The following is a 24,497-nucleotide window of genomic DNA, read 5'->3' as shown; positions in this document are numbered from 1 at the left end:
TTGAATGCCTAGACTTCATTCGCGCGACCTGTTGCTCTTCAGCTCCGCCCTGGCGATCGCCGGCGCGGCGCAGGCCGCCGAGCCGGCGCCCGAGGCGGACGCCCCCGCTATCGAACAGGTGGTGGTCACCGCCGAGCGCCGCGCCACCGACCTGCAGAAGACCGCCATCGCCATTTCGGCGTTCAGCCAGCAGGTCTTGGCCGACCGCAAGATCGACAGCATCCGCGACCTGTCGGGCCAGATCCCCAACCTCAGCATCAGCCGGGTCACGATCAGCCACACCACCCAGACCTACGCCCTGCGCGGCGTCGGCGAGGCCGACCCGATCCAGGAACCGGTGGTCGCCGTCTATGTCGACGATGTCTACGCGCCCCGCCAGATCGGCTCGATGGTCGAGTTCAACGACCTGGAGCGGATCGAAGTGCTGCGCGGTCCGCAAGGCACGCTCTATGGCCGCAACTCCAGCGCCGGCGCCCTGCGGATCATCACCCGCGATCCTGGCCAAAGCCTGCGCGCCAAGGCGGAAGTGGGATTGGGAAATTACGGCGCCGTCGATGTCCGCGCCCTGATCGAGGGGCCGCTGGTGACCGACAAGCTGTCGGGCAGCCTCTCGTACATCCATCACAGGCGCGACGGGGTCACCTTCGATCCGACGCTGAACCACGACGTCAACCGCATCGACCTGGACGCCTTCCGCGCCAAGCTGCGCTGGACGCCGACCGATCGCCTGGACGCCCTGCTGACGATCAACGCCCTGCGCGACCGCAGCGACACCCGCAGCTACGTGCCCGTGAACCAACCCGGCGGCGCGTTCCGCGACGACCGCTCCTATTCCGAGGTCGAACCGGTCCAGGACCTCGACCAGATCAGCGGCTCACTACGCGTCCAGTATGAGCTCTCGGACCAGCTGAAGCTGAAGTCGATCACCGCCTATGGCGGCTTCAACCTCAATCCCGTCGCCTACGACAATGACGGCGAGGCGGCGCTGATCCAGAAGAACCTGATCCACTACAACGATCAGTACGTCACCCAGGAACTGCAGCTGAACGGCGAGTTCGGCGACGTCACCTTCACCAGCGGCCTGTTTTATCTGCACGAGCGGTTCTTCGTGCAGCGCGACGGCTACAGCCGCCGCAACACCCTGCCGACCGATCCGGTGGTCACCCCGACCAACTACGGCTTCGCTCGCGCCCATAACATCACCAACACCAACGCCTATGCCGTGTTCGGCGAGGCGACCTGGAAGGCGACCGACCGCCTCTCCCTGACCGGCGGCCTGCGCTGGACCAATGAGGAAAAGGACTTCGTCTTCGACAACAAGGTGCTGAACCTGGCCGGCCAGGTCGTCGGCCAGTCGATCGCCGGCCAGGCCGACAAGACCTTCTCGGCGATCACGCCCAAGGTCTCGGCCCAGTACCAGTGGAGCGACGACGTCCTGCAGTACGTGACCTGGTCGAAGGGCTTCAAGTCGGGCGGCTTCGACAACCGCGCCACCCGCCTGGACCTGGCCACCCGCCCGTTCGCGCCGGAAAACGTCGACAGCTACGAGACTGGACTGAAGACCGAGCTGTTCGACCGCCGCGCGCGGCTGAACCTGGCGGTGTTCTACAACGACTACAAGGACTTGCAGGTCAGCTACAGCGACCCGGCCTATCCCGGCAATTCGATCCGCGGCAACGCCGGCAAGGCCCACACCTATGGCGTCGAGCTGGAGAGTGACGTGCGCCCGACCGAGCGGCTCGGGCTGCAGGCCTCGGTCGGCTACCTGTTCGCCGTCTACGACAAGTACCGCAACGCCGGCGGCGTGGGCGTCAACGCCGACGGCCATCGCCTGCTGAACTCGCCGCGCTGGAACCTGTCGGGCGGCCTGACCTACGACGTTCCCGTTGAAATTCCCGGCAGCGTCCGCCTCGGCCTGAACGCCCAGTGGCAGAGCAAGACCTACTTCAACGCGCTGCAACGCCCGCAGGACGAGGCGCCAAGCCAGGGCTTCCTGAACGGCTCCATCACCTGGACCGCTCCGGACCCGCACTGGGCCGTGCAGCTGTCGGGCCGCAACCTGCTCAAGTCCGACAAGCCGGTCAGCGCCACCTACACGCCGGCCACGGGGGTCTTCTACCGCAACTACCCCGATCCCCGGACCTTCCTCGTCACCCTAAAATACGCGCTGTGATCCGATGAGCCAGCACCGCCCTCACCGCCTCTCCGACTTCGTCGCCGACCTTTCCGACCTGCTGGACCAGACCGGCGACGAGGCCGTGATCCTGCGCGAGGGCGGCGCTTTGCTTGCGCAACTTGTCTCGGTCGACGACTGGCTGCCGGAAGCCCAGAGCCGACCCGACCCGACGCGCTACCAGCAGTACCTGCTGCACCGCGACCCGGCCGGCCGCTCCTCTGTGGTCAGCTTCGTCTGGGGGCCGGGCCAGGCGACGCCCGTCCACGACCATACCGTCTGGGGCCTGGTCGGCGTGCTGCGTGGCGCCGAGCTGTCGCAGCGCTACGAGCAGCGTGGCGACACCCTGGCGGCGACCGGCGAGGTCCACCGGCTCGAACCCGGCGAGGTCGAGGCGGTCTCGCCGACGGTAGGCGACATCCACCGCGTCGCCAACGCCTTCGACGACCGCGTGTCGATCAGCATCCACGTCTATGGCGCCGACATCGGTACGGTGCGCCGCGCCACCTACGACGCCGAGGGGCGGCCCAAGCCGTTCGTGTCCGGCTACGCCGCCGTCCCGCCGCCCCTCCTGTTCGATCGCGCCAGCGCCCTGGCCTATGGAGCCGCCGAATGACCCTGCCCAACATTACGCCGCAGCAGGTGCGGGCCGACCTGATCGCGCGGCGCGAGATCGCCCTGCTGGACCTTCGCGAGGAAGACCCCTTCGCCAAGGCCCACCCGCTGTTCGCCTCGCAGCTGCCGCTCTCCCGGCTGGAGATCGAGATCCTGGACCGCGTGCCGCGCAAGGACGCCAAGATCGTCCTCTATGACGACGGCGAGGGCCTGGTTCCGCCGGCCGGACGGCGGCTGGCCGCCCTGGGGTACACGAACGTCCACGCCCTGAAGGACGGCCTCGCCGGCTGGCGCGCCGCCGGCTACGAGCTGTTCCAGGACGTCAATTCCTACAGCAAGGCGTTCGGCGAGCTGGTCGAGGCGCGGCGGCATACCCCGTCCCTGCCCGCCCAGGAGGTCCAGGCCCGCATCGACGCCCAGGCCGACCAGGTGATCCTCGACGCCCGCCGGTTCGAGGAATACGCGGTGATGAACATCCCGGGCGGCATCAGCACGCCCGGCGCCGAACTGGTGCTGCGAGCTCGCGAGCTGGCCCCCGACCCCTCGACCACGATCATCGTCAACTGCGCCGGCCGCACGCGCAGCCTGATCGGCGCCCAATCGCTGGTCAACGCCGGTCTGCCCAATCCCGTCTTCGCCCTGCGCAACGGCACCATCGGCTGGACCCTGGCTCAGCAGACGCTCGAGCAGGGCCAATCACGGAAGTTCCCCGAGGTCCGCGAGCAGACCCTGTCCGAGGCTCGCACCCGCGCCCGCGACGTCGCCTATCGCGCCGGTGTTCGGCGGATCGACGCCGAGGGGCTGGCCGACTTGGCCCAGGATCGCAAGCGCACCCTCTACCGCTTCGACGTCCGCACGCCCGAGGAATACGCGGCCGGCCACCTCGCGGGCTTCCGCTCCGCGCCGGGCGGTCAGCTGGTGCAGGAGACCGACGTCTTCGCGCCTGTACGCGGCGGGCGCATCGTGCTGGCCGACGACCTGGGGCCGCGCGCCGACATGACCGCCTCGTGGTTGGCTCAGTTGGGCTGGGAGGTCTATGTCCTGGACGGCGGCTTCGACGGCGAGCTGGAGACCGGCGCGTGGACGCCGCGCCCGCCGCCGTTGCCGACCGTCGAGGCGCTCTCGCCGCGCGACCTGGCCCAGGCGATCGCCGACGAGGCCGTTGTGGTGGTCGATCTCGCCCCCAGCCCTCGCCACCGTAAGGCCCACGTCCCCGGCGCCTGGTTCGCGATCCGCGCCCAGTTGGCTGAAGCCCTGGAGCAGTTGCCCGAGGATCGAGCCATCGTCCTGACCTCGCCCGACGGCGTCCTAGCCGCGCTCGCCGCGCCGGAGCTGGAGGAGCTGACAGATCGACCCGTGCGCGTCCTGGCCGGCGGGACCGAGGCCTGGATCGCCGCCGGCCGCGCCGTCGAGGCGGGCCTGACCCGCGCCGCCAACGCCCCGACCGACGTCTACAAGCGTCCCTACGAGGGCACGGACAACGCGGCCGAAGCCATGCAGGCCTATCTCGACTGGGAGTTCGGCCTGGTCGACCAGCTGGCCCGCGACGGCTCGCACGGCTTCTACGTGATCTGAGGCGCGAGATGGCCCTGCAGCTCTATTTCGCGCCCGGCGCCTCGTCCCTCGCCCCGCTGGTGGCGTTGGAGGAGATCGACATCCCCTATGCCGCCCACCGTCTGGACCTGGCGGCCGGCGATCAGCGCAAGCCGGACTACCTGAAGGTCAATCCACGCGGCCGCGTACCGACCCTGGTGGTCGGCGGTCAGCCGGTGACCGAGGTGCTGGCGATCCTCGCCTATCTGGCCCACCGCTACCCGCACAGCGAACTGTTGCCCCTGGCCGACCCGCTGAAGCTGGCCAAGGCCTATGAGGTGATGAGCTGGTTCGCCAGCACCGTGCACGTGGCCTTCGCCCAGATCGCCCGGCCGGAACGCTACGCCGACGACGAGACGGTGAAGGCCGCCCTGGCCACGCCCGGCGAGGCGCGCTTCGCCCGCACCCTGACCGATATCGAGCGACTGGCCCAAGGTCCTGGTCCGTGGCTGCTGGGCGAGAGCTTCAGCGCCGTCGACGCCTATGCCCTGGTCATCTGGCGCTGGGCCGAGCGCCGGCAGATCGACACCGCCAACTATCCCGCCTGGAGCGCCAAGGCCGCCCGCGCCTTCGCCCGCCCCTCCGTGGTCCGCGCCCTGCGCAAGGAGGCCGCGCCCGAAGGGGTTCGATGAGCCCTCCCCATAACTCGCTTGAGAACTCCTCGCTCATCGCCGGGCGAGGTCGTCCCTAAGGTTCAACCCGACAAGACTGGAGCCCAACATGAGCGTCGAATTCATCGGTTTCATCGGCACGCAGCACGCGTCCGAGATCCATCCGCCGTCCGGCCCCGCGATCGACGTGGCCTATGTCGAGAAGACCGCCCGGGTGCATGAGGAAGGCGGCTTCGACCGCGCCCTCGTGGCCTTCCACTCGACCGGCCCGGAAAGCCAGCTGGTCGTGGCCCACGCCGCCTCGGTGACCACGAGGCTGAACTTCATGATCGCCCACCGTCCGGGCTTCACCCAGCCGACCCTGGCCGCGCGCCAACTGGCGACGCTGGACCACTTCACAGGCGGCCGCGTCGCCGTCCACATCATCACCGGCGGCTCGGACGAGGAACTGGCCAAGGACGGCGATCACCTGACCAAGGACGAGCGCTACGCCCGCACCAGCGAATATCTCGACATCGTCCGCGCCGAGTGGACCGGCGACAAGCCGTTCGACTACGCGGGCAAGTACTACAAGGTCGACCAGGGCTTCGGCGCGGTGAAGCCGCTGCAGGCGCCGCACATCCCAATCTATTTCGGCGGCTCGTCCGACGCGGCGATCCCGGTGGCCGGCAAGCACGCCGACATCTACGCCCTGTGGGGCGAGACCCAGGCCCAGGTGCGCGAGACCATCGCCCGCGTCCGCGCGGCCGCCGCCCGGCACGGCCGCCAGGTGCGGTTCTCGCTGTCGCTGCGCCCGGTGATCGCCGACACCGAGGAAGCCGCCTGGGCCCGCGCCGACGACATCGTCGCCCGCGCCAAGGCCCTGCGCGAAGCCGCCGGCCTGCCGACCACGGGTCACCGCCCGCCCAACGCCGGCTCGCAGCGCCTGCTGGACGCCGCCGCCCAGGGCTCCCGCCTCGACAAGCGCCTGTGGACCGGCGTCGCCGGCGTCACCGGGGCGCAAGGCAACTCCACGGGCCTGGTGGGCACGCCCGAACAGGTCGCCGAGAGCCTGCTGGACTATTACGACCTGGGCGTCTCGACCTTCCTGATCCGCGGCTTCGACCCGGTCGAGGACGCCATCAGTTATGGCCGCGACCTGATCCCGCTGGTCCGCCAGCTGGTGGCCGAGCGCGACCTTCGCCTAGCCAAGGCCGCGAGCTAGCCCATGGCCCCCTACGACGCCGCTTCGCCGCCGATCTCGACGTCCGCCGTCGATTTCAGGGAGGTGCTGGCCCACCTGGCGAGCGGCGTCGCCATCGTCGCGTGCTGGGACGGGGCGACGCCGCGCGGCCTGCTGGTCAGCTCGATCACCGGCCTGTCGGTGGATCCGCCCCGCTTCCTGTTCTGCGTGCGCAAGGAAGCGGGGTGCCACGACGCCTTGCTGGGCGCGACGACCCTGTCGGTCGCGCTTCTGGGCCAGGACGACCATGACGAGGCGCACCGCTTCGCCAGCAGCGCCAAGGCGGCGGAGCGGTTCGATCCGGCCCGCTGGAGCCTGCCCGCCGCCGCGCCGCTCTATCGAGGCGGCGTGGCGCGCGCGGTGTGCCAGGTCGAGATGGCGATCGACGCGGGGACCCACTCGATCTTCACGGTCAGCGCGGACGACGTCGCCTTCACACCGGGCCCCGCCCTCGTCGCTTGGAACCGCGCCCTGCACGCGGTCGGCTGACGATCGGGCGCTTGGGACGGCTAGGCGCTCAGCCGCGCAGGATGCTGGCGAACTGGTCGGCCCGCAGCGACGCACCGCCGATCAGCAATCCGTCGACTTCCGAAAAGTCCAGGATCGCGGCGGCGTTGTCCGGCGTCACCGAGCCGCCATAGAGGATCGGCGGCCGCTCGCTCCAGACCTCGTTGAGCGCGGCGCGGATCGCCCCATGCATCGTGACGATATCATCCCGGCCCGCCGCCGCGCCCGCGCCGATCGCCCAGACCGGTTCGTAGGCCAGGGCCCAGCCGATGCCCTTCAGGCGTCCGTCCAGCACCGCCAGCGCCTGGCGGAGCACCACCTCGATCGCCCGGCCAGCCGCGCGGTCCTCGGCGGTGTCGCCGACGCAGATGATCGGCGCCAAGCCCGCCTCGACGGCGGCGACGGCCTTGTCCCGTACCCGTTCGTCGGGTTCGCCATAAGCCTGACGACGTTCGGAATGGCCGAGGATCACCCGATGCGCGCCGGCCCGGGCCAACAGGGTCGCCGAAAGATCGCCGGTGTGAGCGCCGCGTTGAGCCGCGTGGCAGTCCTGAGCGCCGACCTCGACGCCCAGCGGCGCGAGGCGGCGATGGGCCTGCGCCAACAGGGTGGCCGGAGGGCAGACCACCGCTTGTCCCGTCCAGCCGCCGCCGGCGAGACCGGCCGCCAGGGCGTCCAGCAGGGCCAGGTCGCCGTTCATCTTCCAATTGCCGACGATCAGGCGCGCCGAAGAGTTCGGAGACATGGATGTTTTCCGACAGGTAGATACGAAAAAGGCCGGCCGCGGCTTTCGCCAGCGACCGGCCCAGGGAGGGTTTCGAGATCAGTAGGTGAAGGACAGGCCGAAGCGGTACGACCGCCCGTAGCTCTCGCCCTCGCGGAAACGATCGCTGGTGCGGAAGAAGTAGTAGTCGCTCGCGTCGTTGAGGTTGTTGGCCTCGGCGAAGATCTCGAACTGCTTGGTGACCTTGTAGGCGACCTTGGCGTCGAGGGTGCTGAGGGCCCCGAAGTAGCCGTCCGAGCGGCCGGTGGCGTCGCTGATGTTCAGCCCGCCGTCGGTGTCCAGATAGGCCGCGTGGTAGGTGTAGGCCACGCGCCCCGAGAAGCCGTACTTCTCATAGTAGACCTGGGCGCTGGCGATCTTGTCCGCCTGGCCGATCAGCGGGGTCTTCACGCTGCGGCCGGGAACCTTCAGCTCGCCGTCCGTGAAGGTCATGTTGAAGTTGACCCCGAAACCGTCCAGCGGCGACGGCAGGAAGGTCAGCGGCTTCTGGATGTTGAATTCCAGACCCGTCACCGACGCCTTCGTGCCGTTGGCGTAGGAATTGACGATGGCGTTGGTCAGGGCCACGCCGCCGAACGTGCCGTTCTGGCCGGTGGCGGTGGAGTTGAAGATCGGGTTCTCGATGTCCTTGTGGAACAGGCCGATCGAGATGCCGCCCTCGCTGGGGAAGTAGTATTCCAGCGACAGATCGTAGTTGGTGGCCTTCTGCGGCTTCAGGTTCGGGTTGCCCATGTTCACCGTGTTGCTGGCGGTGTCGACGGTGACCGTCGGCGCCAGGTCCACGAAGGGCGGCCGGCCAAGAGCCTTGGTGATCGCGCCGCGCGCCAACAGGTGCGACGAGAACTGGTACTTGAGGTTCAGGCTCGGGAAGTAGTTGGTGTAGCTGTACGCGCCGAACGAGTTGTAGCTGCTGGTCAGGGTGGTGGTCGGGGTGAAGGCGATGGCCTTGGTGTCGCCCTCGGTGCGCTCGACGCGCACGCCCGGCAGGATGGTCAGGTCGCCCCTCTGGATGCTGGCCATCACATAGGCGGCCGTGACCTTCTCGACGACCTTGTAGTCCGAGGTCACCGACTGCGAGATCTGGTCCGCGCCGTTGACCGTGAACAGGCTCTGGTTGCCGTCGACGTAGTTGCGTGCGGCCTTGAAATCGATCGTCGGGCCGTAGCGGTACTTGCCGTCGGAAATCAGCGGGAAGGTGTCGGCGGTGAACGCGGCCAGGGTCTGGGCGGCGGCCGCGCCGGTCGCCGTGAACGTCCGGCCGGTCTGGTCCTGGAAGCGGTTGCGCTTCAGGTACTTGGCGCCGAACTTCAGGTAACTGCCTTCGCCCGAGCTGGAGATCGGCAGCTTGTAGTCGACGCGCACCTGGTTCAGCGCTTCGCCGGCCTTGCGCGAGACCCGCTTGTAATTGTTCAGGCGATAGTTGGCCGGATTCAGCGCCGCGGCGTTGATCGTGAAGCCGTCGGGCATCTCGTCGCCGAGGCGGAAGCTGGCCCCGAGGCCGGTGGAGGCGGCGGCGCGGAACTCGACCTCGTCACGGATCGGGTCCTTCTTGTTCGACTTGGCGTGGGTGGCCTGGACCGTCAGCGTCCCGGGTCCCCAATAGACGTCGCCGCCGACCGAGAAGGTGGTGGTGTCGGTGGTCTCGCTGCGCTGGCGGAACAGGCGGCGGGCCGTGGTCGAGCCGACATTGATGTCGCCGCCGTCGGCCGTCAGGTTGGAATAGCTGGCCGCCGAGCCCGGGAAGAAGAAGCGGAAGCGGTTGCGGCTCTCGCTGTCGCCGAACTCGGAATACATGACCCGGGCGTACAGCTTGACCGCATCGGTCGGGCGCCAGTCGAAGTTGGCCACCGCGCCCTTGCGGGTGCGCCAGGCCGGATCGTAGATGCGCTGGTCCATCTCGGCCGGCAGATCGACGCCGTTCACGACCTGGCGGCTGGTGGCCAGGATGTCCTCGGAATAGGACGGACGCTTGGAATAGTTCAGGGCCAGGACCAGGCCGAACTGCTTCTCGGGACCGAACTTGCCGCCGACCGACACGTCGCCTTCGTTGGCCTTGCGGTCGCTGTTCTCATAGACGCCCCGCACGTAGCGGGCGCTGAGGATGTTCTTCTTCCGGTCGAAGGCCGTCAGGGTGTTGATGTCGACCTGGCCGGCGATGGCGTTGGCGTCGAGGTCGGCGGTCAGCGACTTCACGACCGTCACCGAGCCGATCAGGGCCGAGGGGATGTCGTCCAGCTTGACGTTGCGCGACTCCGGCTCGGGGGCCGAGGCGGTCTGGTTGTTGATCGTGACATTGGCCAGGTTCGGCTCGATGCCGCGGATGATCAGGTAGCGGCCTTCGCCCTTGTCGGTGGCGACCGAGACGCCGGTCAGGCGACGGACGGATTCGGCGACGTTCTGGTCGGGCAGCTTGCCGACGTCGTTGGCCGAGACCACCTCGACGGCGCTGACGGCGTCGCGCTTTTTCAACAGCGAGTCACGGTCGGAAGCGCGCTGGCCGGTGACGACCACTTCCTCCACCGTCACGGCTTGGCCGGACTGAGCCGCGGCCACGCCCGGCGCGACAATGCACGACGTGAGCAGCAGAGCGCCCACGAGTTTGCTGGATGCGTTCACTCATCCCTCCCCATGTATGCGACTCCGCCACGGCGCCATTGGGCGCTCTGGGTCGCGAAGAGGAAGATACGAACAAATATTCTATTTTGCAAACAGAATAGAATATTTCGTGCAAAACACGGACCGGAAAAGGTTTTTCAGAACACGGACGATTTCCAGGCGATGATCGCGCGCAGTCCGCCGAGCATGGAGCGGTCCATGCGCAGCGTCGCCCCCGACGCCTCGGCCAGATCCCGGACGATCGCCAGGCCCAGGCCGTGACCAGGGCCCGCCTCGTCCAGCCGCGCGCCGCGCGCCAGGGCCGCCTCGGCGCGCCCCTCGTCCATGCCGGGCCCATCATCCTCGACGAACAGCGCCGGACCGTCCGCCATCGGCCCATCTTCCCCCGAGGCGCCCGACACCCGCACCCTGCGGCGGGCGAAGCGCGCGGCGTTCTCGATCAACGCGCCCAGCATCTCGGTCACGACATCCTCGGAGGCCGGGACGCGCAGCGCGGGCGGGATCTCGATGTCGAACATCAGGCGCTCGCCCTCGGCCGTGCGCTCCAGCACCGCCACCAGCCGTTCGGCCACCGCCAGGGGCGCGGTGCGGCTGGTGAAGGTCGCCTCGCGCGCGGCGGCCGCGCGGGCCCGGGCCAGCTCCGCCTCGAGCGCGGCGGCGACGGCGGCGATGGCGTCGTCCAGGCCGTCGGCGGCCTCGACCGCCCCGGCCTCGCGCGCCCGGCGGCTCTGGGCCGAGAGGGCCGACAGCGGGGTCTTGAGGCCATGGGCCAGGTCGCCGGCCCGGCGGCGGGCGCGCGCCAGGTCCGCTTCCCGCGCCTCGGCCAGGGCGTTGATCGCCTGGGCCAGCGGCGCGATCTCGCGCGGGTGGTCGTCGGACATCCGGGCCGAGGGGCTCTTGCGCAGACGGGCCAGCTCCTCGCGCACGCGGGCCAGGGGCGACAGGCCCAGGGTCACCTGCAGGGCGGCGGCGGCCGACAGCACGACCCACAGGCCGGCCAGGAACAGCGCCAGGTCACGACCGAATTCGGCGCGCGCGGCGCGCAGGGCCTTCTCGTCGCTGGCCACCTGGATCAGCACCGCCGGTCCGCCGCGATCGGGCCGCACCGAGCGCTCGACCAGCAGGATGCGGTCGTCGAACGGACCCGCGGCGATGCGCGCGCTCCAATCGTCGGCGTGGGCCTCACCCGACGGCTTCAGCGCCTGGTCCCAGAGCGAGACCGAACGCTGAACCCCGGCGGGGCTCGAAACTTGCCAGTAGAGCCCGCCGGCGGCCTTGGACAGGCGCGGATCGGGCAAGGCGACGTCGATGGCCGGCGCGCCGCCCGGCTCCAGCCGCAGGCCGGCCGCCAGGGCCTGGCCGGTGCGGGTCAGTTCGGCGGTCTCGCGACGGACGATGTGGCGCTCGAACAGCCAGGTCATGGCCAGCCAGGCGACGGCCAGAGCCGCCAGAATGGCCAGCATGCCGCCGGCGATCAGCCGCCATCGCAGCGAGCCGCCCTTCATGGCGTCCCGTGAGCCAGCAGATAGCCGAAGCCGCGCCGGGTCTCGATCACCTCCGCCCCGACCTTGCGACGCAGGCGGGTGACCAGGGCCTCGATGGCGTTGGCGTCGGCGGTCTCGGCGACGCCGTAGAGCTGCTCGGCCAGCTCGCCGGCCGAGACGGCGCGGCCGGGATTATGCGCCAGGCAGTCCAGCAAGCGGAACTCCAGCGGCGACAGGCGGAGCGGCGCGCCGTCCAGGGCGGCCGACATCCGCCGGGTGTCGAGCGTCAACCGTCCGGCCTCGATCACCGGCGAGACGCGGCCGGCGGCGCGGCGAACCAGGCCCCGCGCCCGCGCCAGCAACTCGCCCATCTCGAACGGCTTGGCCAGGTAGTCGTCGGCCCCGGCCTCGATGCCCTCGACCTTCTCGGTCCAGTCGCCGCGCGCCGACAGGATCAGCACCGGAAAGGCCCGGCCGTCGGCCCGCCAGCGGCGCAGCACCGACAGGCCGTCCAGGCGCGGCAGGCCAAGATCCAGGATCGCGACGGCGTAGTCCTCGACCCCGCCCTTGAACGAGGCGTCCTCGCCGTCGCGCGCCAGATCGACCACGAAGCCGGAGGCGGCCAAGGCCTTGGCCAGATCGGGACCGACGACGGGATCGTCCTCGACGACCAGGGCCCGCACTCAGTCGTCCTCGAGCTTCAGGGTCGCGCCGGTCTTGGCGTCGAGCTCCAGTTCGCGAACCCGGCCGGTCTTGGCCAGGATCTTCAGGTCGTATTTCAGCCGGCCACTGTCGCCCTGCTCCAGCTCGACCTCGATGACTTCGCCCGGCGCGCGCTCGGCGGCGATGGCCAGGATGCGGGTCAGCGGCAGGACCTCCTTACGCAGCAGCGCCTGGCGGGCGGCCTCGTGGTCCTTCTTCTTGTGCTCGCTGGCCACGGCGCCGGTGGCCGACAGGACGGCGACGGCGGCGATGGTCAGCAGAGCGCGGCGGAGAGGATGATGGGACTGGATCATGGACCTGACGATTCCACGGCCATCCTGACACGCCCCTGACGCGCCGCAACGCCCGGACGTCAGCAAGCTTGGGCGAGAAAGCTCGCGAGCGCCGAAGAGCGCGCTTTGGGGAAGCTTCTCATGACCGTATTCCATCGCATTGTCCCAGCCATGGCCGTCATGGCGGGCTTGCAGGGCGGCGTCGCCATGGCGAGCCCGGAAGCGGTGACGCCCTACCCCTCCGCCTTCTTCGCCCCGGCCCAACCCTATTCGGCCTGGGACATGGTCGCGCGCCTCCCCGGCTTCAGTTTCGACGGCGGCGACAGCGACGTGCGCGGCTTCTCCGGGGCCGGCGGCAACGTGCTGATCGACGGCAAGCCGCCGACCAGCAAGGCCGAGAGCCTGGAGAGCATCCTCAGGCGCATCCCGGCGCGTTCGGTCGTGCGGATCGAACTGGTCCGCCCCGGCGCGCCCGGCCTCGACTTGCGGGGCAGCGCCCTGATGGCCAATGTCGTTCGCGGACGCGAGACCACGACGCGCGGTCGCCTCGAGACCGGTATCGAAGCCCACCGCCGGACCACCGCGCCGCGCCTGTCCGCCGAGTTCTCGCGCCGCTCCGGTGACCGGCTGACCGAGATCTCGGCCTCGATCGGCCGCGAGGTCGAGAACGACAAGGGCCAAGGCCCTCGCCTCCGCGTCTCGCCCGCCAGCGTCGTGCTGCGCGACGCGACCTATAGCGAGGACCAGGCCCATCGCGTCGCCGAGGTCACGGCCGGCCACGAGCGCGACCTGGCTGGCGGCCGCCTGCGGCTCGACGCCTCGATCAAGGCCGACCGCACCCGCGCCGACATCCTGGAGGTCGCCCGCTTCCCCGTCCCGACCATCGAGGTGGTCGTCGAGCGCGAGCGGGTTCTGGAGCGCGAGATCGGCGGACATTACGATCACGCGCTGAGCGGCCGCTGGGCGCTGGAGACCCTGGCCCTGCTGCGCGCCACCCGCACGCGGGCCGGCGATCGGTCCGTGGAGGGCGCCGAGGTCAGCGCCACGCGACTGGCCTCGGACGGCCGGGAGTCGATCGCCCGCGCCCTCCTCCGCCGCCAGGGCGCGGCGACCACGCTGGAGGTCGGCGGCGAGGCGGCGCTGAACAGCCTGGACAGCCACAGCGGCCTTTCCGAGAACGGCGCCGAACTCGCCCTGCCCGCCGCCAATGTCCGGGTCGAGGAGCGCCGCGCCGAGGGTTTCGCGACCCTGACCTGGCGGGCGAGCGATCGCCTAACCGTCGAGACGGCCGCGTGGCTGGAGACCTCGACATTGACCCAGAGCGGCGATAGCGCGCTGAAAAGGACCTTCCTCTATCCCAAGCCCCGCCTGCTGGTCGTCTGGGCGCCGGATCCGCGCGACCAGTGGCGGCTGTCGCTGGAGCGTCGCGTCGGTCAGCTGGACTTCGCCGACTTCGTCAGCTCGACCTCATTGACCTCGAACACCGTGACGGCCGGCAATCCGGACCTGGAGCCCGACAAGGCCTGGCGACTGACGGCGTCCTGGGAGCGCCGCCTGCCCCGCGACGGCGCGCTGGTGCTGACGGTCCGCCATGACGCCATCTCGGACGCGGTGGACCGGGTCCCCGTGGTCGGGCCGGGCTACGCCTTCGACGCCCCGGGCAATATCGGCGAGGGCCGGCGCACCGAGCTGGAGCTGGACGCGACCCTGCCGCTGGACGCGCTGCGGGTGCGTGGCGGCCTGCTGAAGGCCACGGTGATCGCCCGGCGCAGCCGCGTGACCGATCCGGCCACGGGCCTGGCCCGCTCGATCTCGGACGCGCCGCCGCTGGAAGGCGCGGTCCATTTCACCCAGGATCTGCCGGCCCGCCACCTACGCTGGGGGATCGACGCGACCCTGGCCGAGGACAAGCCGGAATACCGCTTCGACGAGGTGCGCCACGACCGGACAGCGGCGCGCTTGGCGGTGTTCGCCGAGTGGCGTCCGGCCCCGGCCTGGAGCCTGCGCCTGCACGCCGACAACCTGACCGACGGCGAGGTCGTCCGCCGGCGCGAGCAGTATGCCGGCCCCCGCGGGACCTCGGATTTGAAACGGATCGAGACGCGCGTGATGACCCATGGAGCCTTCGCGGGCCTGACCTTGCGCCGAAGCTTCGACAGGCTCTAGGCGGCGATCCGGCAGCCGCCGCCCATGGCCCGCCAGCGTTCGCGCTTGGCCAGGGCCCGCTCCAGGGTCACGCGCTTGATCGGCAAACCCTTGCGCAGCTTGACCCAGGTCGTCTCGCTGATGCCGAACACGTCGAACAGATAGCGGTCGGTGATGGCCGGCAGGCTGGCGCGCAGGTCGGCGAATTCCTCGGGCGTGACGGTGACGAGATCGAGCATGGTGACGGCGTCCTTTGGCGCGCGCGAGACCGGGCCCGCTCCTAAAGAACGGACCGTGCGAGATTTTGAAAGCGATTTTAAGGCGTTAGATTATTCAGACCGGCCGTAGCTCGTGCAGCAGCATGTCATGAATCTGCGGCGTGGTCGCCAGGACCGTGCCGTTCATGACGTCGAGGCCGCCGCCGAGGGTGTCGGTGACCACCCCGCCGGCCTCACGCACGATCACCGCGCCGGCCGCCATGTCCCAGGCGCTGACGCTCTGTTCCCAATAGGCGTCGAAGCGGCCGCAGGCGACATAGGCCATGTCCACCGCGCCGGCGCCGAGCCGACGCACGCCCGAAACCTTGGGAGTCAATCGCTGCATCTCGGCGTGGAACTGCTCCTGGCGCGGCTTGCCCATGAAGGGGATGCCGACGCCCAACACGGCCTGTTCCAGGCCCTGCCGCTTGGACACGCTGATCGGCAGGTCGTTGAGATAGGCCCCGCCGCCGGTCTCGGCCCGGAACAGCTCGCCCAGCATCGGCACGTAGGTGACGCCGGCGACGACCTCGCCGTCGCGTTGCAGGGCCACGTTCACCGCCCAGATCGGCAGGCCGATCAGGAAGTTGGCGGTGCCGTCCAACGGGTCGCAGATCCAGGTGTTGGAGGAATCCGCGCCCCGGACCAGCCCGCCCTCCTCGCCGAGGAAGCCGTAGTCGGGATAGGCCTCCGACAGGATCGACTTCACGGTCTGCTCAGCGCGGACGTCGGCGACGGTGAAAGGATCGGCCGGACCGTTCTTGTGCTGGATCTCCAGGGTGGCGATCTCGGCGAAGTCCTGCTTCAGGCGATCACCGGCGGCGCGCGCCGCGCGGATCATCGTCTGCAGCAGCGGGGAAGGTTCGCTCACGGCTAGTCTCTCAACTTGGTGCGCCACAGGCCGGTGGCCAGGGCCAGGGAGGCGGCGGACGCGCCCATCCAGAACAGGACGGCCGGGCCGAAATCGTAGTGGCGAACGCCGTCGACGATGCGCAAGCCCTTGTCGATCAGCGCGCCGCTGACCTGCTCCTGGATCGCCGCGCCCAGATAGCTGAACACGCCGATCAGGCCGATGGCGGCGCCGGCGACGCGCTTGGGGCAGATGTCGGTGGCGAACAGGCCGCCCAGCGAGGTGACCAGGGCGGTCATGCCCAGGCCGAACAGGATCATGCCGGCGACCAGCACCGGCCCGGTATTGGGGCCGTAGAAGATCAACCACAGGCCCGCCAGCTCCAGCAGGCCGAACAGCAGGTTGGCCGGCGGACGACGGGCCTTGAACAGCTTGTCGGAGATGAAGCCGAACGAGATCGCGCCGACGATGCCGGCCAGGGTCGAGATCATCAGCAGCGAACCGGCGGCGGCCAGGCTGTAGCCCCGCGCCTCCTGCAGATACAGCACGCCCCAGCTGTTGACGGCGTAGCGGGTCACGTAGATCAGGGCGCTGGACAGGGCGAGCGCCCAGACCGCGGGGATCTTCAGGATCTGCAGCTGCGTCTTGAAGACGCTGGCGCCCTCTGGCTTGGGCTTGCCGCCCTGCCAGTGATCGTCGCGCCAGTCGGCGACGGCGGGCAGGCCCAGGGTCTGGGGACGGTCCTGGATCAGGAAGTACGAGCCTATCGCCACCAGGATCCCGATCGCCGCCGGGCCCCAGAAGCCGTAGCGCCAGCCCAGCGCCCCGACGATCCCGCCAACCGCCACGAAGGTCAGGCCCTCGCCGATCGAGTGGGCGGTGCTCCAGACGCCATAATAGCGGCCGCGCTCGCGGTTGGAGAACCACTGGCTCATCGACACCACGCCCGCCGGCGCACCGAAGCTCTGAAACCAGCCGTTGATCCCCCACAGCACCGCCGACAGCGCCACGGTCGTCGAAAAGCCCATGCCGATATTGGCGATCGCCGAGATCAGCACGCTGAAGGCGAAGAACCGCTTCATGTTGGCGTGATCGGCCAGAAAGCCGTTGGTCAGCTTGCCGAACGCATAGGCGTAGAACAGGGCCGAGCCGATCAGGCCCAGCTCGGTCGGGGTGAACACGCCGGCGTCGATCAGCGGCTTCTTCACCATCCCCAGCGCCAGGCGGCAGGTGTAGGACATGCCGTAGCCGAGGGTGATCGCGAGCATGATCCGGAGGCGGTGACGCCGGTACAGCGTGTCGATCCTGTCCGGATCGCTCAGCGGCGGCGCATCGACGCCCGGCGCGAAGAACTTCAGCATCCCCGTCTCCCCCGGTCCTCGCTTCGCATCCAGTGCGGTACGATCGGCCGTTACGAACACGCTATTCCATTGTGACAAAGAATGGAAGATTTTTTCCATATTGCCGCGATCTGGAACGCCAAAAAAGAGGGCCCCGGACGGTCTCCGTCCGAGGCCCAGTCCGCGCGCGCAGGAGCGCACTGTTCGGGAAGGACGCCCCGAAATCCGTCAGCGCATGGTCGGGATGACGAAGCTCTGATCCAGCACCGCCCCGCCCTTGGGCCAGCGCTGGGTCACGGTCTTGGTCCGCGTGTAGAAGCGTACGCCGTCCAAGCCATACTGGTTCAAGTCGCCGAAACCCGAGCGCTTCCAGCCGCCGAAGCTGTGATAGGCGACCGGCACCGGGATCGGCACGTTGATGCCCACCATGCCGACCTCGACCTGGTCGGCGAACTCGCGGGCGGCGTCGCCGTTGCGGGTGAAGATCGCCACGCCGTTGCCGTACTGGTGGCGCGAGGCCAGGCCGACGCCCTCGGCCAGGCTCTCGGCGCGGACCATCTGCAGCACCGGGCCGAAGATCTCGTCATGGTACGAGCGGCTGGTCGGCTTGACGTGGTCGAACAGGGTCGGACCGACGAAGAAGCCCTCCTCGTGGCCTTGCAGCGCGAAGCCGCGGCCGTCGACGACCAGCTCGGCGCCCTCGTCGACGCCCATCTGGATGTAGCTCTCGATCCGCGCCTTGTGGGCGGCGCTGACCACCGGGCCGTAGTGGGCGTCCTGGTCGGTGCTGACGCCGACGCGAAGACCGCCGATGGCGGCGACCAGCTTCTCGCGCAGGGCCACGGCGGTCTTCTCGCCGACCGGGACGACGACCGGCAGGGCCATGCAGCGCTCGCCGGCCGAGCCGTAGGCCGCGCCGATGATGTCGGCCGTCGCCTGGTCGAGGTCGGCGTCGGGCAGGACGACGCCGTGGTTCTTGGCCCCGCCCATGGCCTGGACCCGCTTGCCGCTCGCGCCGGCCCGCTGGAACACCGACTGGGCGATGTCCGAGCTGCCGACGAAGCTGACGGCCTTGATGTCCGGATGGTCGAGGATGGCCTCGACGCAGTCCTTGTCGCCGTGGACGACGTTCAGGATCCCCGGCGGCAGGCCGGCTTCCATCAGCAGCTCGGCCAGGCGCACCGGCACCGACGGATCACGCTCGGAGGGCTTCAGGATGAAGGCGTTGCCGCAGGCGATGGCCGGGCCCATCATCCACATCGGGATCATGGCCGGGAAGTTGAACGGGGTGATCCCCGCCACCACGCCGAGCGGCTGGCGCATCGAATAGACGTCGATGCCCGGACCGGCGCCTTGCGTGTACTCGCCTTTCAGCAGGTGCGGGATGCCGCAAGCGAATTCAATGACTTCCAGGCCGCGCATGATGTCGCCCTTGGAGTCGGCGATCACCTTGCCGTGCTCGGACGACAGCAGCTCGGCCAACTCGTCCATGTGGACTTCCAGCAGGCGCTTGAACTCGAACATCACCCGGGCGCGGCGCTGCGGATTGGTCGCCGCCCAGGCCGGCTGGGCCGCCTTGGCGTTGGCGATCGCGGCGTCCAGCTCCGAGGTCGAGGCCAGGGCGACGCGCGCCTGGACCTTGCCAGTGTTGGGATCGAAGACGTCGCCAAAGCGGCCGGACGTGCCCTCGACGGCGCGACCGCCGACAAAGTGGGGGATGCTGCGCATGACGCGCTCCTTCTGAAGTGACGGCGCGACCGGTTAGGCCTGACGCATGATCCAATCGTGGGCCGGGTCGTTGCGGAAGATCCACTTCCGGTGCGGTCCGGCCATGACGTTGAGGTAGTAGAGGTCGTAGCCGTGCGGGGCCCCGACCGGGTGATAGCCGCGGGGCACCATGACCACGTCGCCGTCCTGCACGCAGACCGTCTCGTCCAGGCTGCGATCGTCAGTGTAGACGCGCTGGAAAGCGAAGCCCTGCGGTGGGTTCAGGCGATGATAATAGGTCTCCTCCAGCGCCGTCTCCTCGCCCTCGGCGGCGGTGTCGTGCTTGTGCGGCGGATAGCTGGACCAGTGGCCGCCCGGCGTGATCACCTCGACCACCAGCAGGCCGTCGGCCGGCGCGGTCTCGGGCAGGATGTTGCGCACCAGGCGGGTGTTCGCGCCCTTGCCCCGGGTCTCGCGCGGCATGTCGGCCTCGGCGATCAGGCGAGCCTGGCCGCCCGGCTTGCCGGGGGCCGTGCAGAGAGCCAGCTCGATGTCGGACACGGCGGTCACGGCGAAGGCCGTGGCGGCCGGCACGTAGACCGCGCCCGGGGCCCTGTCCTCGAAGACGTTGGCGCGGCCGCCGATCTTGCCGAACGACACGCCCTCGGCGCTGACCTCGGCGGTCCCGCTCATCACGACGACGCAGGTCTCGCGGGCGGGGTCGGAACCTTCGAAGGTCTCGCCGGCCGCCAGCTTGACGACCTGGAAGCCGACGTGGGTCCAGCCGGCGGATTGGGGGGTGACCTCGAGGATGGAGCCGGAAGCGTCTGGGGCGTGGGAGCGGACGAGCAGCTTGCTCATCACGCCGCCCTCAGGCCGGCCGCGGCGGCTTCCCTCTTCAAGGTCGCCAGCCCGATCTCGCCGTACTCGCGCGGGTTGGCGATGGCCGGGTCCTGTTCGGCCTCGACGATGATCCAGCCGGAATAGCCGATCTCGGCCAAAGCCTGCATGACCGCCGCGTAGTCGAGGTAGCCGTCGCCGGGCACGGTGAACATGCCGGCCAGCACCCCGTCCAGGAAGCTGCCGCCGCCGCGCGAGACCACCTTGTGGAAGACCTCGCTGCGGATGTCCTTGCAGTGCACGTGGGCGACGCGGTGCGGATAGGCGCGGATCATCGAAACGGGATCCAGCCCGCCCAGAGCCGCGTGGCCGGTGTCGACCGTCAGGCCGACCGAGGGACCCGTATTGGCCAGGAAGGCCTCCAGGTCCTCGGGTCGCTCGACCACCGTGCCCAGGTGGTGGTGATAGGCGAACTTCAGGCCCTGGGCGGCGATGTAGTCGGCCACCTTGGTCAGGCGCGCGCCGAACTCCTTCCAGCCCTCGGCGTCGAGGCGCGGGGTGGCCGACAGGGCCTTGGTCTTGTCGCCGTGGATGGCGTTGCTGGTCTCGGCATGGACGAAGACCGTGCAGCCCATGGCCTTCAGCAGGTTGAGGTGGGGCTGCAGCGCCGCGATCTCGTCGTCGGCCGACTGGACCAGCAGGTTGCCGCTGTACCACCCGCCCACGAGGCTGAGGCCGTAGCGGTCCAGCAGCGGCTTCAGCACCGCCGGGTCGCGCGGGAATACGCCGCCTAGCTCGACACCTTCGAAGCCGATCGCCTGGCAGTCGGCCAGCACGCTTTCCAGCGGGGTGTCGCCGCCCAGTTCGGGCATGTCGTCATTGATCCAGGCGATGGGGCTCACGCCGAAACGGATGGTCATGGGCGTCTAGTCTCCCGTACGCTGCTGCTTGATCTTGTTGTCATAGTCGGCGCGGGCGGCGTTGACCGCCGGGCGCACCGAGACTTCCGGCACGGCCACGTCCCACCAGGCGCCGCCTTCAGTGGTCGGCATCGGATCGGTGTCGATGACCACCACATAGGTCCGGTCGCTGGCCTTGGCGCGCGCCAGCGCGGCCTCCAGCTCGGCCAGGCTGGCCACCTTCTCCGATCGCGCGCCCAGGCTGGCGGCATGGGCGGCGAAGTCGATGTCGGGCAGGGTCTGATGGACCGTGTCGGCCAGCAGGTTGTTGAACGCCGCCCCGCCGGTCGCCGCCTGCAGGCGGTTGATGCAGCCATAGCCCCGATTATCGAGGACGGTGACGATCAGCTTGGTCCCCAGCATCACCGAGGTGGCCAGCTCGGAATTCAGCATCAGATAGCTGCCGTCGCCGACCATCACGTGGACCTCGCGGTCCGGCGCGGCCATCTTCACGCCCACGGCGCCGGCGATCTCGTAGCCCATGCACGAGAAGCCGTATTCGACGTGATAGCCGCCCGGCGCGCGGGTCCGCCACAGCTTGTGCAGCTCGCCCGGCAGGCCGCCGGCGGCGCAGACGATGACGCTGTCGTCGGACGAGGCCCGCCACACCGCGCCCAGCACCTGGGCGTCGGTCGGCAGCGGCCGGTCGTCGGCCTTGGTCGCGTCGTCGAAGATCGTGTTCCAGCCCGCGACACGGCCGGTGGCCTTGGCGGTCCAGGCGTCGGGCGCGCGCCAGCCATTCAAGGCCTCGGACAAGGCCTCGACCACCGCCAGGGCGTCGCCGACGACGCTGGAGGCCCCGTGCTTGTGGGCGTCATGCGGGGCGACATTGACCTGGACCAGCTTGCGGCCTTCGGCGCCGAACAGGGCGCGGGAGCCGGTGGTGAAGTCCTGGAGGCGCGTGCCGATCCCGATCACGAGGTCGGCCTCCTCGGCCGCCGCCACGGAGGCGGTCGTGCCAGTGACGCCGATCGCGCCGAGGTTCAGCGGGTGGTCCCAGGCCAGGCTGCCCTTGCCGCCCTGGGTCTCGGCGACCGGCAGGCCGGCGGCGGAGGCCAGGGCGGCCAGGGCGGCCTCGGCGCGGGCGTAGAGCACCCCGCCACCGGCCACCACCAGCGGCTTCTTGGCCGCCTTGATCAGTGAGACGAGCTCGGCCAGCTCGCGCGGATCGGGACGCGGCGCGCGGATGCGCCAGACGCGCTTCTCGAAGAAGGCTTGCGGATAGTCGAAGGCCTCGGCCTGGACGTCCTGGCAGAAGGCCAGGGTCGCGGGGCCGCAGGTCGCCGGATCCAGCATCGTCGCCAAGGCGCGCGGCAGGGCGTCGAGGATCTGCTCGGGCCGGACGATGCGATCGAAATAGCGGGACACCGGCTTGAAGCAGTCGTTGGCGCTGATCGTGCCGTCGCCGAAGTCCTCGACCTGCTGCAGCACGGGATCAGGCCGGCGGCTTGCATAGACGTCGCCGGGCAGGAACAGCACCGGCAGGCGGTTCACATGCGCCAAGGCGGCGGCCGTGACCATGTTGGTCGCGCCGGGGCCGATCGAGGTGGTGCACACCATGGCCCGCTCGCGCCGCGACTGCTTGGCGAAGGCGATGGCCGCGTGGGCCATGCCCTGTTCGTTGTGGGCGCGCCAGGTCGGCAGCACGTCGCGAACGCCGTGCAGGGCCTCGCCCAGGCCGGCGACATTGCCGTGGCCGAAGATCGCCCAGACTCCGGCGAAGTAGGGAACCTCCCCTTCCCCGGTCTCGACATATTGAGCCGAAAGCCAGCGGACGGCCGCCTGGGCGGCGGTGAGACGAACGGTAGCCATTTACGCGGCCTTCTCCACGGAGCCCCGGAGGCGACGCCAGGCGTCGACCAGCACCTTGAACTTGGCGGCCAGGGCGGCGACCGCCGTCTCGTCGTCGATCCGGTTGGCCAGCCATTCGCGGGCGACATCGTAGAAGATGGTGCGGCCGACGGCGAAACCCTTGACGATCGGAAACGGCGCGACGACCTCGAACGAGGCCAAGAGCTCGGCCTCGGGGGCCGACAGGCCCAGCAGCACCACACCGCGGCACAGCGGATCGTTCTCGTTGACGGCGGCCTCGATCTCGCGCCAGGCGGCGGGATCGGTCAGCGGCTCCAGCTTCCACCAGTCCGGGCGGATGCCCAGGGCGTAGAGCCGGCGGATGCCGCGGGCCACGGTCTTGCTGTCGCTTTCCATGCCGCGCGGCAGGATCAGCTCCAACAGCAGCTCATGGCGGGTCTTGCGGCAGGCGTCGAAGAGGCGGAGCAGCTGGCGCTCCTGGCGCTCGCGCAGCTCGACCTCGTCGTCGGGGTGATAGAAGGCCAGGCACTTGACGACCTGGTTCAGCGGCCACTCGGCCAGCTCGGTCGCCACGTCGGCCGAGCTCTCGAACTCCAGCGGTCGCGACTTGGGCAGCTCGATCGGGCGGGCGATCCAGTAGTCGTGCTCGGCGGCCTGGGCGAGCGCGTCGAACCCGAAACGGCCGTCCAGCAACATGCCAAAGCGGCGCTCGTCGTCGCCCGCCACCGCTTGCACGGCGCGCAAGGCCAGGGTCTTGAAATGCGGGATGCGTTCGAGGCCGCCACCGGTCTCGGCGATCAGGTCCTCGAACTGGCTGCGGTGATCGACGGCCAGGACGGTCAGCTCGTCATAGACGTGCTCGCGGGTCGTGGCCCAGTGGATGTGCTCCAGCTCGAGATCCTCGCGCAGGCGGAACGGACGTTCCCTTTCGCTCAGGAAGGCCTCCAGCTCGACCCAGGTCGGCATGGCCGGCGTGCAGCCGTGGCGCGAGACGACGATGGCCCCGCAGGCGTTGCCCCATTCGCAGCAGGTCTCGACGGGTTCGTCGCGCAGCCAGCCGCGCAGGAAGCCGGCCATGAAGGCGTCGCCCGCCCCCAGCACGTTGAACACCTCGACCTTGAAGCCCCGAGCGCTGACGCCCGCGTCCAAGCTGCCCGGGATCGCGCCCGGGAAGGCCACGCAGCCATCGGGACCGCGCTTGCAGACCAGCAAGGCCTCGGGCGCGCCCTTCCGGATGGCGCGCAGGGCCGCGATGGTGTCGGTCGAGCCGCCCAGGATGTGGATCTCTTCTTCGGTGCCGACGATCAGGTCGCAGAGGGCCACGACCTCTTGCAGCTTGGCGGTGACCTGCTGGTTCTCGACGAAGCGGTTCTCGCCGGCGTCCTTGCCGGTCAGGCCCCACAGCACGGGCCGGTAGTCGATGTCGAAGGCCACCCGGCCGCCGGCCGCCTTCACGGCCTTGGCGGCCTTCAGGCTGGTCTCGTAGACGTTCGGCTGCGACAGATGGGTGCCGTTGATCAGCACCGCCCCGGCCCGGGCGAACCAGGCCTCATCGACGTCCGACGGCTCCAGCGCCATGTCGGCGCAGTTCTCGCGATAGAAGATCAGCGGGAAGTTCACCCGATCGCGGATGCCCAGGATCACCAGGGCCGTCAGGCGGTCGGGATCGGACAGCACGCCGGTGACATCGACGCCTTCGCGCTGCAGCTGCTCGCGGATGAAGCGGCCCATGTGGTCGGCGCCGACCCGGGTCAGCAGACCGGTCTTCAGGCCCAGGCGCGCGCCGCCCGCGGCGGTGTTGGTCGGGCTGCCGCCCAGGTACTTGGAGAAGGACGCCATATCCTCCAACCGCCCGCCCACCTGCTGACCGTAGAGGTCGACGCTGGATCGGCCCACGGCGATCAGATCAAGGGTCTTTGCGTCCTGGGCCATGCGGTTCCACGTCACTCTCGGGCCGGCTCCCCACCGGCAATATGTAACGCATATT

General features: G+C 69.6%; 20 protein-coding genes. 7 read left to right on the top strand and 13 right to left on the bottom strand.

What is annotated here, in order from left to right; all coding sequences use genetic code 11:
* Positions 1 to 4: 4 nt before the first annotated feature.
* From ASC70_RS02310 to ASC70_RS02285, 6 genes are all read left to right on the top strand, one after another.
* Positions 5 to 2,173 (top strand): TonB-dependent receptor, encoded by a 2,169-nt coding sequence (locus tag ASC70_RS02310; protein ID WP_056046095.1) that lies wholly within the window; start codon positions 5 to 7, stop codon positions 2,171 to 2,173.
* Positions 2,174 to 2,177: 4 nt separating this feature from the next.
* A complete protein-coding gene (locus ASC70_RS02305; RefSeq protein WP_056046093.1) occupies positions 2,178 to 2,789 on the top strand; it encodes a cysteine dioxygenase in 612 nt (203 codons plus the stop codon).
* Complete coding sequence (locus ASC70_RS02300) at positions 2,786 to 4,363, top strand: rhodanese-like domain-containing protein (RefSeq protein WP_056046092.1); 1,578 nt, start codon at positions 2,786 to 2,788, stop codon at positions 4,361 to 4,363. Before ASC70_RS02305 ends, ASC70_RS02300 begins: the two co-directional genes overlap by 4 nt.
* Before the next feature lie 8 nt (positions 4,364 to 4,371).
* Positions 4,372 to 5,013, top strand: a complete 642-nt coding sequence (locus tag ASC70_RS02295; protein WP_056046090.1) for a glutathione S-transferase family protein — start codon at positions 4,372 to 4,374, stop codon at positions 5,011 to 5,013.
* A gap of 88 nt (positions 5,014 to 5,101) precedes the next feature.
* Positions 5,102 to 6,196: an LLM class flavin-dependent oxidoreductase gene (locus ASC70_RS02290; protein WP_056046088.1), complete on the top strand. Its 1,095-nt coding sequence runs from the start codon at positions 5,102 to 5,104 to the stop codon at positions 6,194 to 6,196.
* Positions 6,197 to 6,199: 3 nt separating this feature from the next.
* Complete coding sequence (locus tag ASC70_RS02285; protein WP_056046086.1) at positions 6,200 to 6,703, top strand: flavin reductase family protein; 504 nt, start codon at positions 6,200 to 6,202, stop codon at positions 6,701 to 6,703.
* Between the two features lie 28 nt (positions 6,704 to 6,731).
* On the opposite strand, the gene tpiA is transcribed toward ASC70_RS02285, so the two are convergent.
* From tpiA to ASC70_RS02260, 5 genes are all read right to left on the bottom strand, one after another.
* The gene (gene tpiA / locus ASC70_RS02280; RefSeq protein WP_056046084.1) at positions 6,732 to 7,466 is read right to left on the bottom strand and encodes a triose-phosphate isomerase; all 735 of its coding nucleotides are present in this window, start codon (positions 7,464 to 7,466) and stop codon (positions 6,732 to 6,734) included.
* Between the two features lie 78 nt (positions 7,467 to 7,544).
* A complete protein-coding gene (locus tag ASC70_RS02275) occupies positions 7,545 to 10,121 on the bottom strand; it encodes a TonB-dependent receptor (RefSeq protein WP_082539699.1) in 2,577 nt (858 codons plus the stop codon).
* Between the two features lie 137 nt (positions 10,122 to 10,258).
* Positions 10,259 to 11,626, bottom strand: coding sequence for a sensor histidine kinase (locus ASC70_RS02270; RefSeq protein WP_056046080.1), 1,368 nt, complete (start codon positions 11,624 to 11,626; stop codon positions 10,259 to 10,261).
* On the bottom strand, positions 11,623 to 12,288 hold the full coding sequence (locus ASC70_RS02265) for a response regulator transcription factor (RefSeq protein ID WP_056046078.1): 666 nt from the start codon (positions 12,286 to 12,288) through the stop codon (positions 11,623 to 11,625). Before ASC70_RS02265 ends, ASC70_RS02270 begins: the two co-directional genes overlap by 4 nt.
* Positions 12,289 to 12,621, bottom strand: a complete 333-nt coding sequence (locus ASC70_RS02260) for a PepSY domain-containing protein (RefSeq protein ID WP_082539698.1) — start codon at positions 12,619 to 12,621, stop codon at positions 12,289 to 12,291.
* Positions 12,622 to 12,741: 120 nt separating this feature from the next.
* Here ASC70_RS02260 and ASC70_RS02255 point away from each other — a divergent pair, with 120 nt between their 5' ends.
* Positions 12,742 to 14,766, top strand: a complete 2,025-nt coding sequence (locus ASC70_RS02255; protein ID WP_156396099.1) for a TonB-dependent siderophore receptor — start codon at positions 12,742 to 12,744, stop codon at positions 14,764 to 14,766.
* On the opposite strand, the gene ASC70_RS02250 is transcribed toward ASC70_RS02255, so the two are convergent.
* From ASC70_RS02250 to iolC, 8 genes are all read right to left on the bottom strand, one after another.
* Entirely contained in the window at positions 14,763 to 14,984 is a 222-nt protein-coding gene (locus ASC70_RS02250; RefSeq protein WP_056046075.1) for a hypothetical protein, read from the bottom strand. The genes ASC70_RS02255 and ASC70_RS02250 overlap by 4 nt on opposite strands.
* 94 nt (positions 14,985 to 15,078) lie before the next feature.
* Complete coding sequence (locus ASC70_RS02245; RefSeq protein WP_082539697.1) at positions 15,079 to 15,873, bottom strand: inositol monophosphatase family protein; 795 nt, start codon at positions 15,871 to 15,873, stop codon at positions 15,079 to 15,081.
* A 2-nt stretch (positions 15,874 to 15,875) separates the two neighbouring features.
* The gene (locus ASC70_RS02240; protein WP_056046073.1) at positions 15,876 to 17,213 is read right to left on the bottom strand and encodes an MFS transporter; all 1,338 of its coding nucleotides are present in this window, start codon (positions 17,211 to 17,213) and stop codon (positions 15,876 to 15,878) included.
* A 207-nt stretch (positions 17,214 to 17,420) separates the two neighbouring features.
* On the bottom strand, positions 17,421 to 18,920 hold the full coding sequence (locus ASC70_RS02235) for a CoA-acylating methylmalonate-semialdehyde dehydrogenase (protein WP_056046071.1): 1,500 nt from the start codon (positions 18,918 to 18,920) through the stop codon (positions 17,421 to 17,423).
* 33 nt (positions 18,921 to 18,953) lie between these two features.
* On the bottom strand, positions 18,954 to 19,763 hold the full coding sequence (gene iolB / locus ASC70_RS02230) for a 5-deoxy-glucuronate isomerase (protein ID WP_162247173.1): 810 nt from the start codon (positions 19,761 to 19,763) through the stop codon (positions 18,954 to 18,956).
* Positions 19,760 to 20,659: a myo-inosose-2 dehydratase gene (iolE, locus tag ASC70_RS02225; RefSeq protein ID WP_056046067.1), complete on the bottom strand. Its 900-nt coding sequence runs from the start codon at positions 20,657 to 20,659 to the stop codon at positions 19,760 to 19,762. Before iolE ends, iolB begins: the two co-directional genes overlap by 4 nt.
* Before the next feature lie 6 nt (positions 20,660 to 20,665).
* Positions 20,666 to 22,510, bottom strand: coding sequence for a 3D-(3,5/4)-trihydroxycyclohexane-1,2-dione acylhydrolase (decyclizing) (gene iolD, locus ASC70_RS02220; RefSeq protein WP_056046065.1), 1,845 nt, complete (start codon positions 22,508 to 22,510; stop codon positions 20,666 to 20,668).
* A complete protein-coding gene (gene iolC, locus ASC70_RS02215) occupies positions 22,511 to 24,442 on the bottom strand; it encodes a 5-dehydro-2-deoxygluconokinase (RefSeq protein ID WP_056046063.1) in 1,932 nt (643 codons plus the stop codon).
* Positions 24,443 to 24,497 lie beyond the last annotated feature (55 nt).

This window comes from Caulobacter sp. Root343, assembly GCF_001425745.1.
Classification (GTDB): domain Bacteria; phylum Pseudomonadota; class Alphaproteobacteria; order Caulobacterales; family Caulobacteraceae; genus Caulobacter.
The sequence above is the reverse complement of the archived record's forward strand: the minus strand, read 5'-3'. Positions and strand labels throughout refer to the sequence as shown.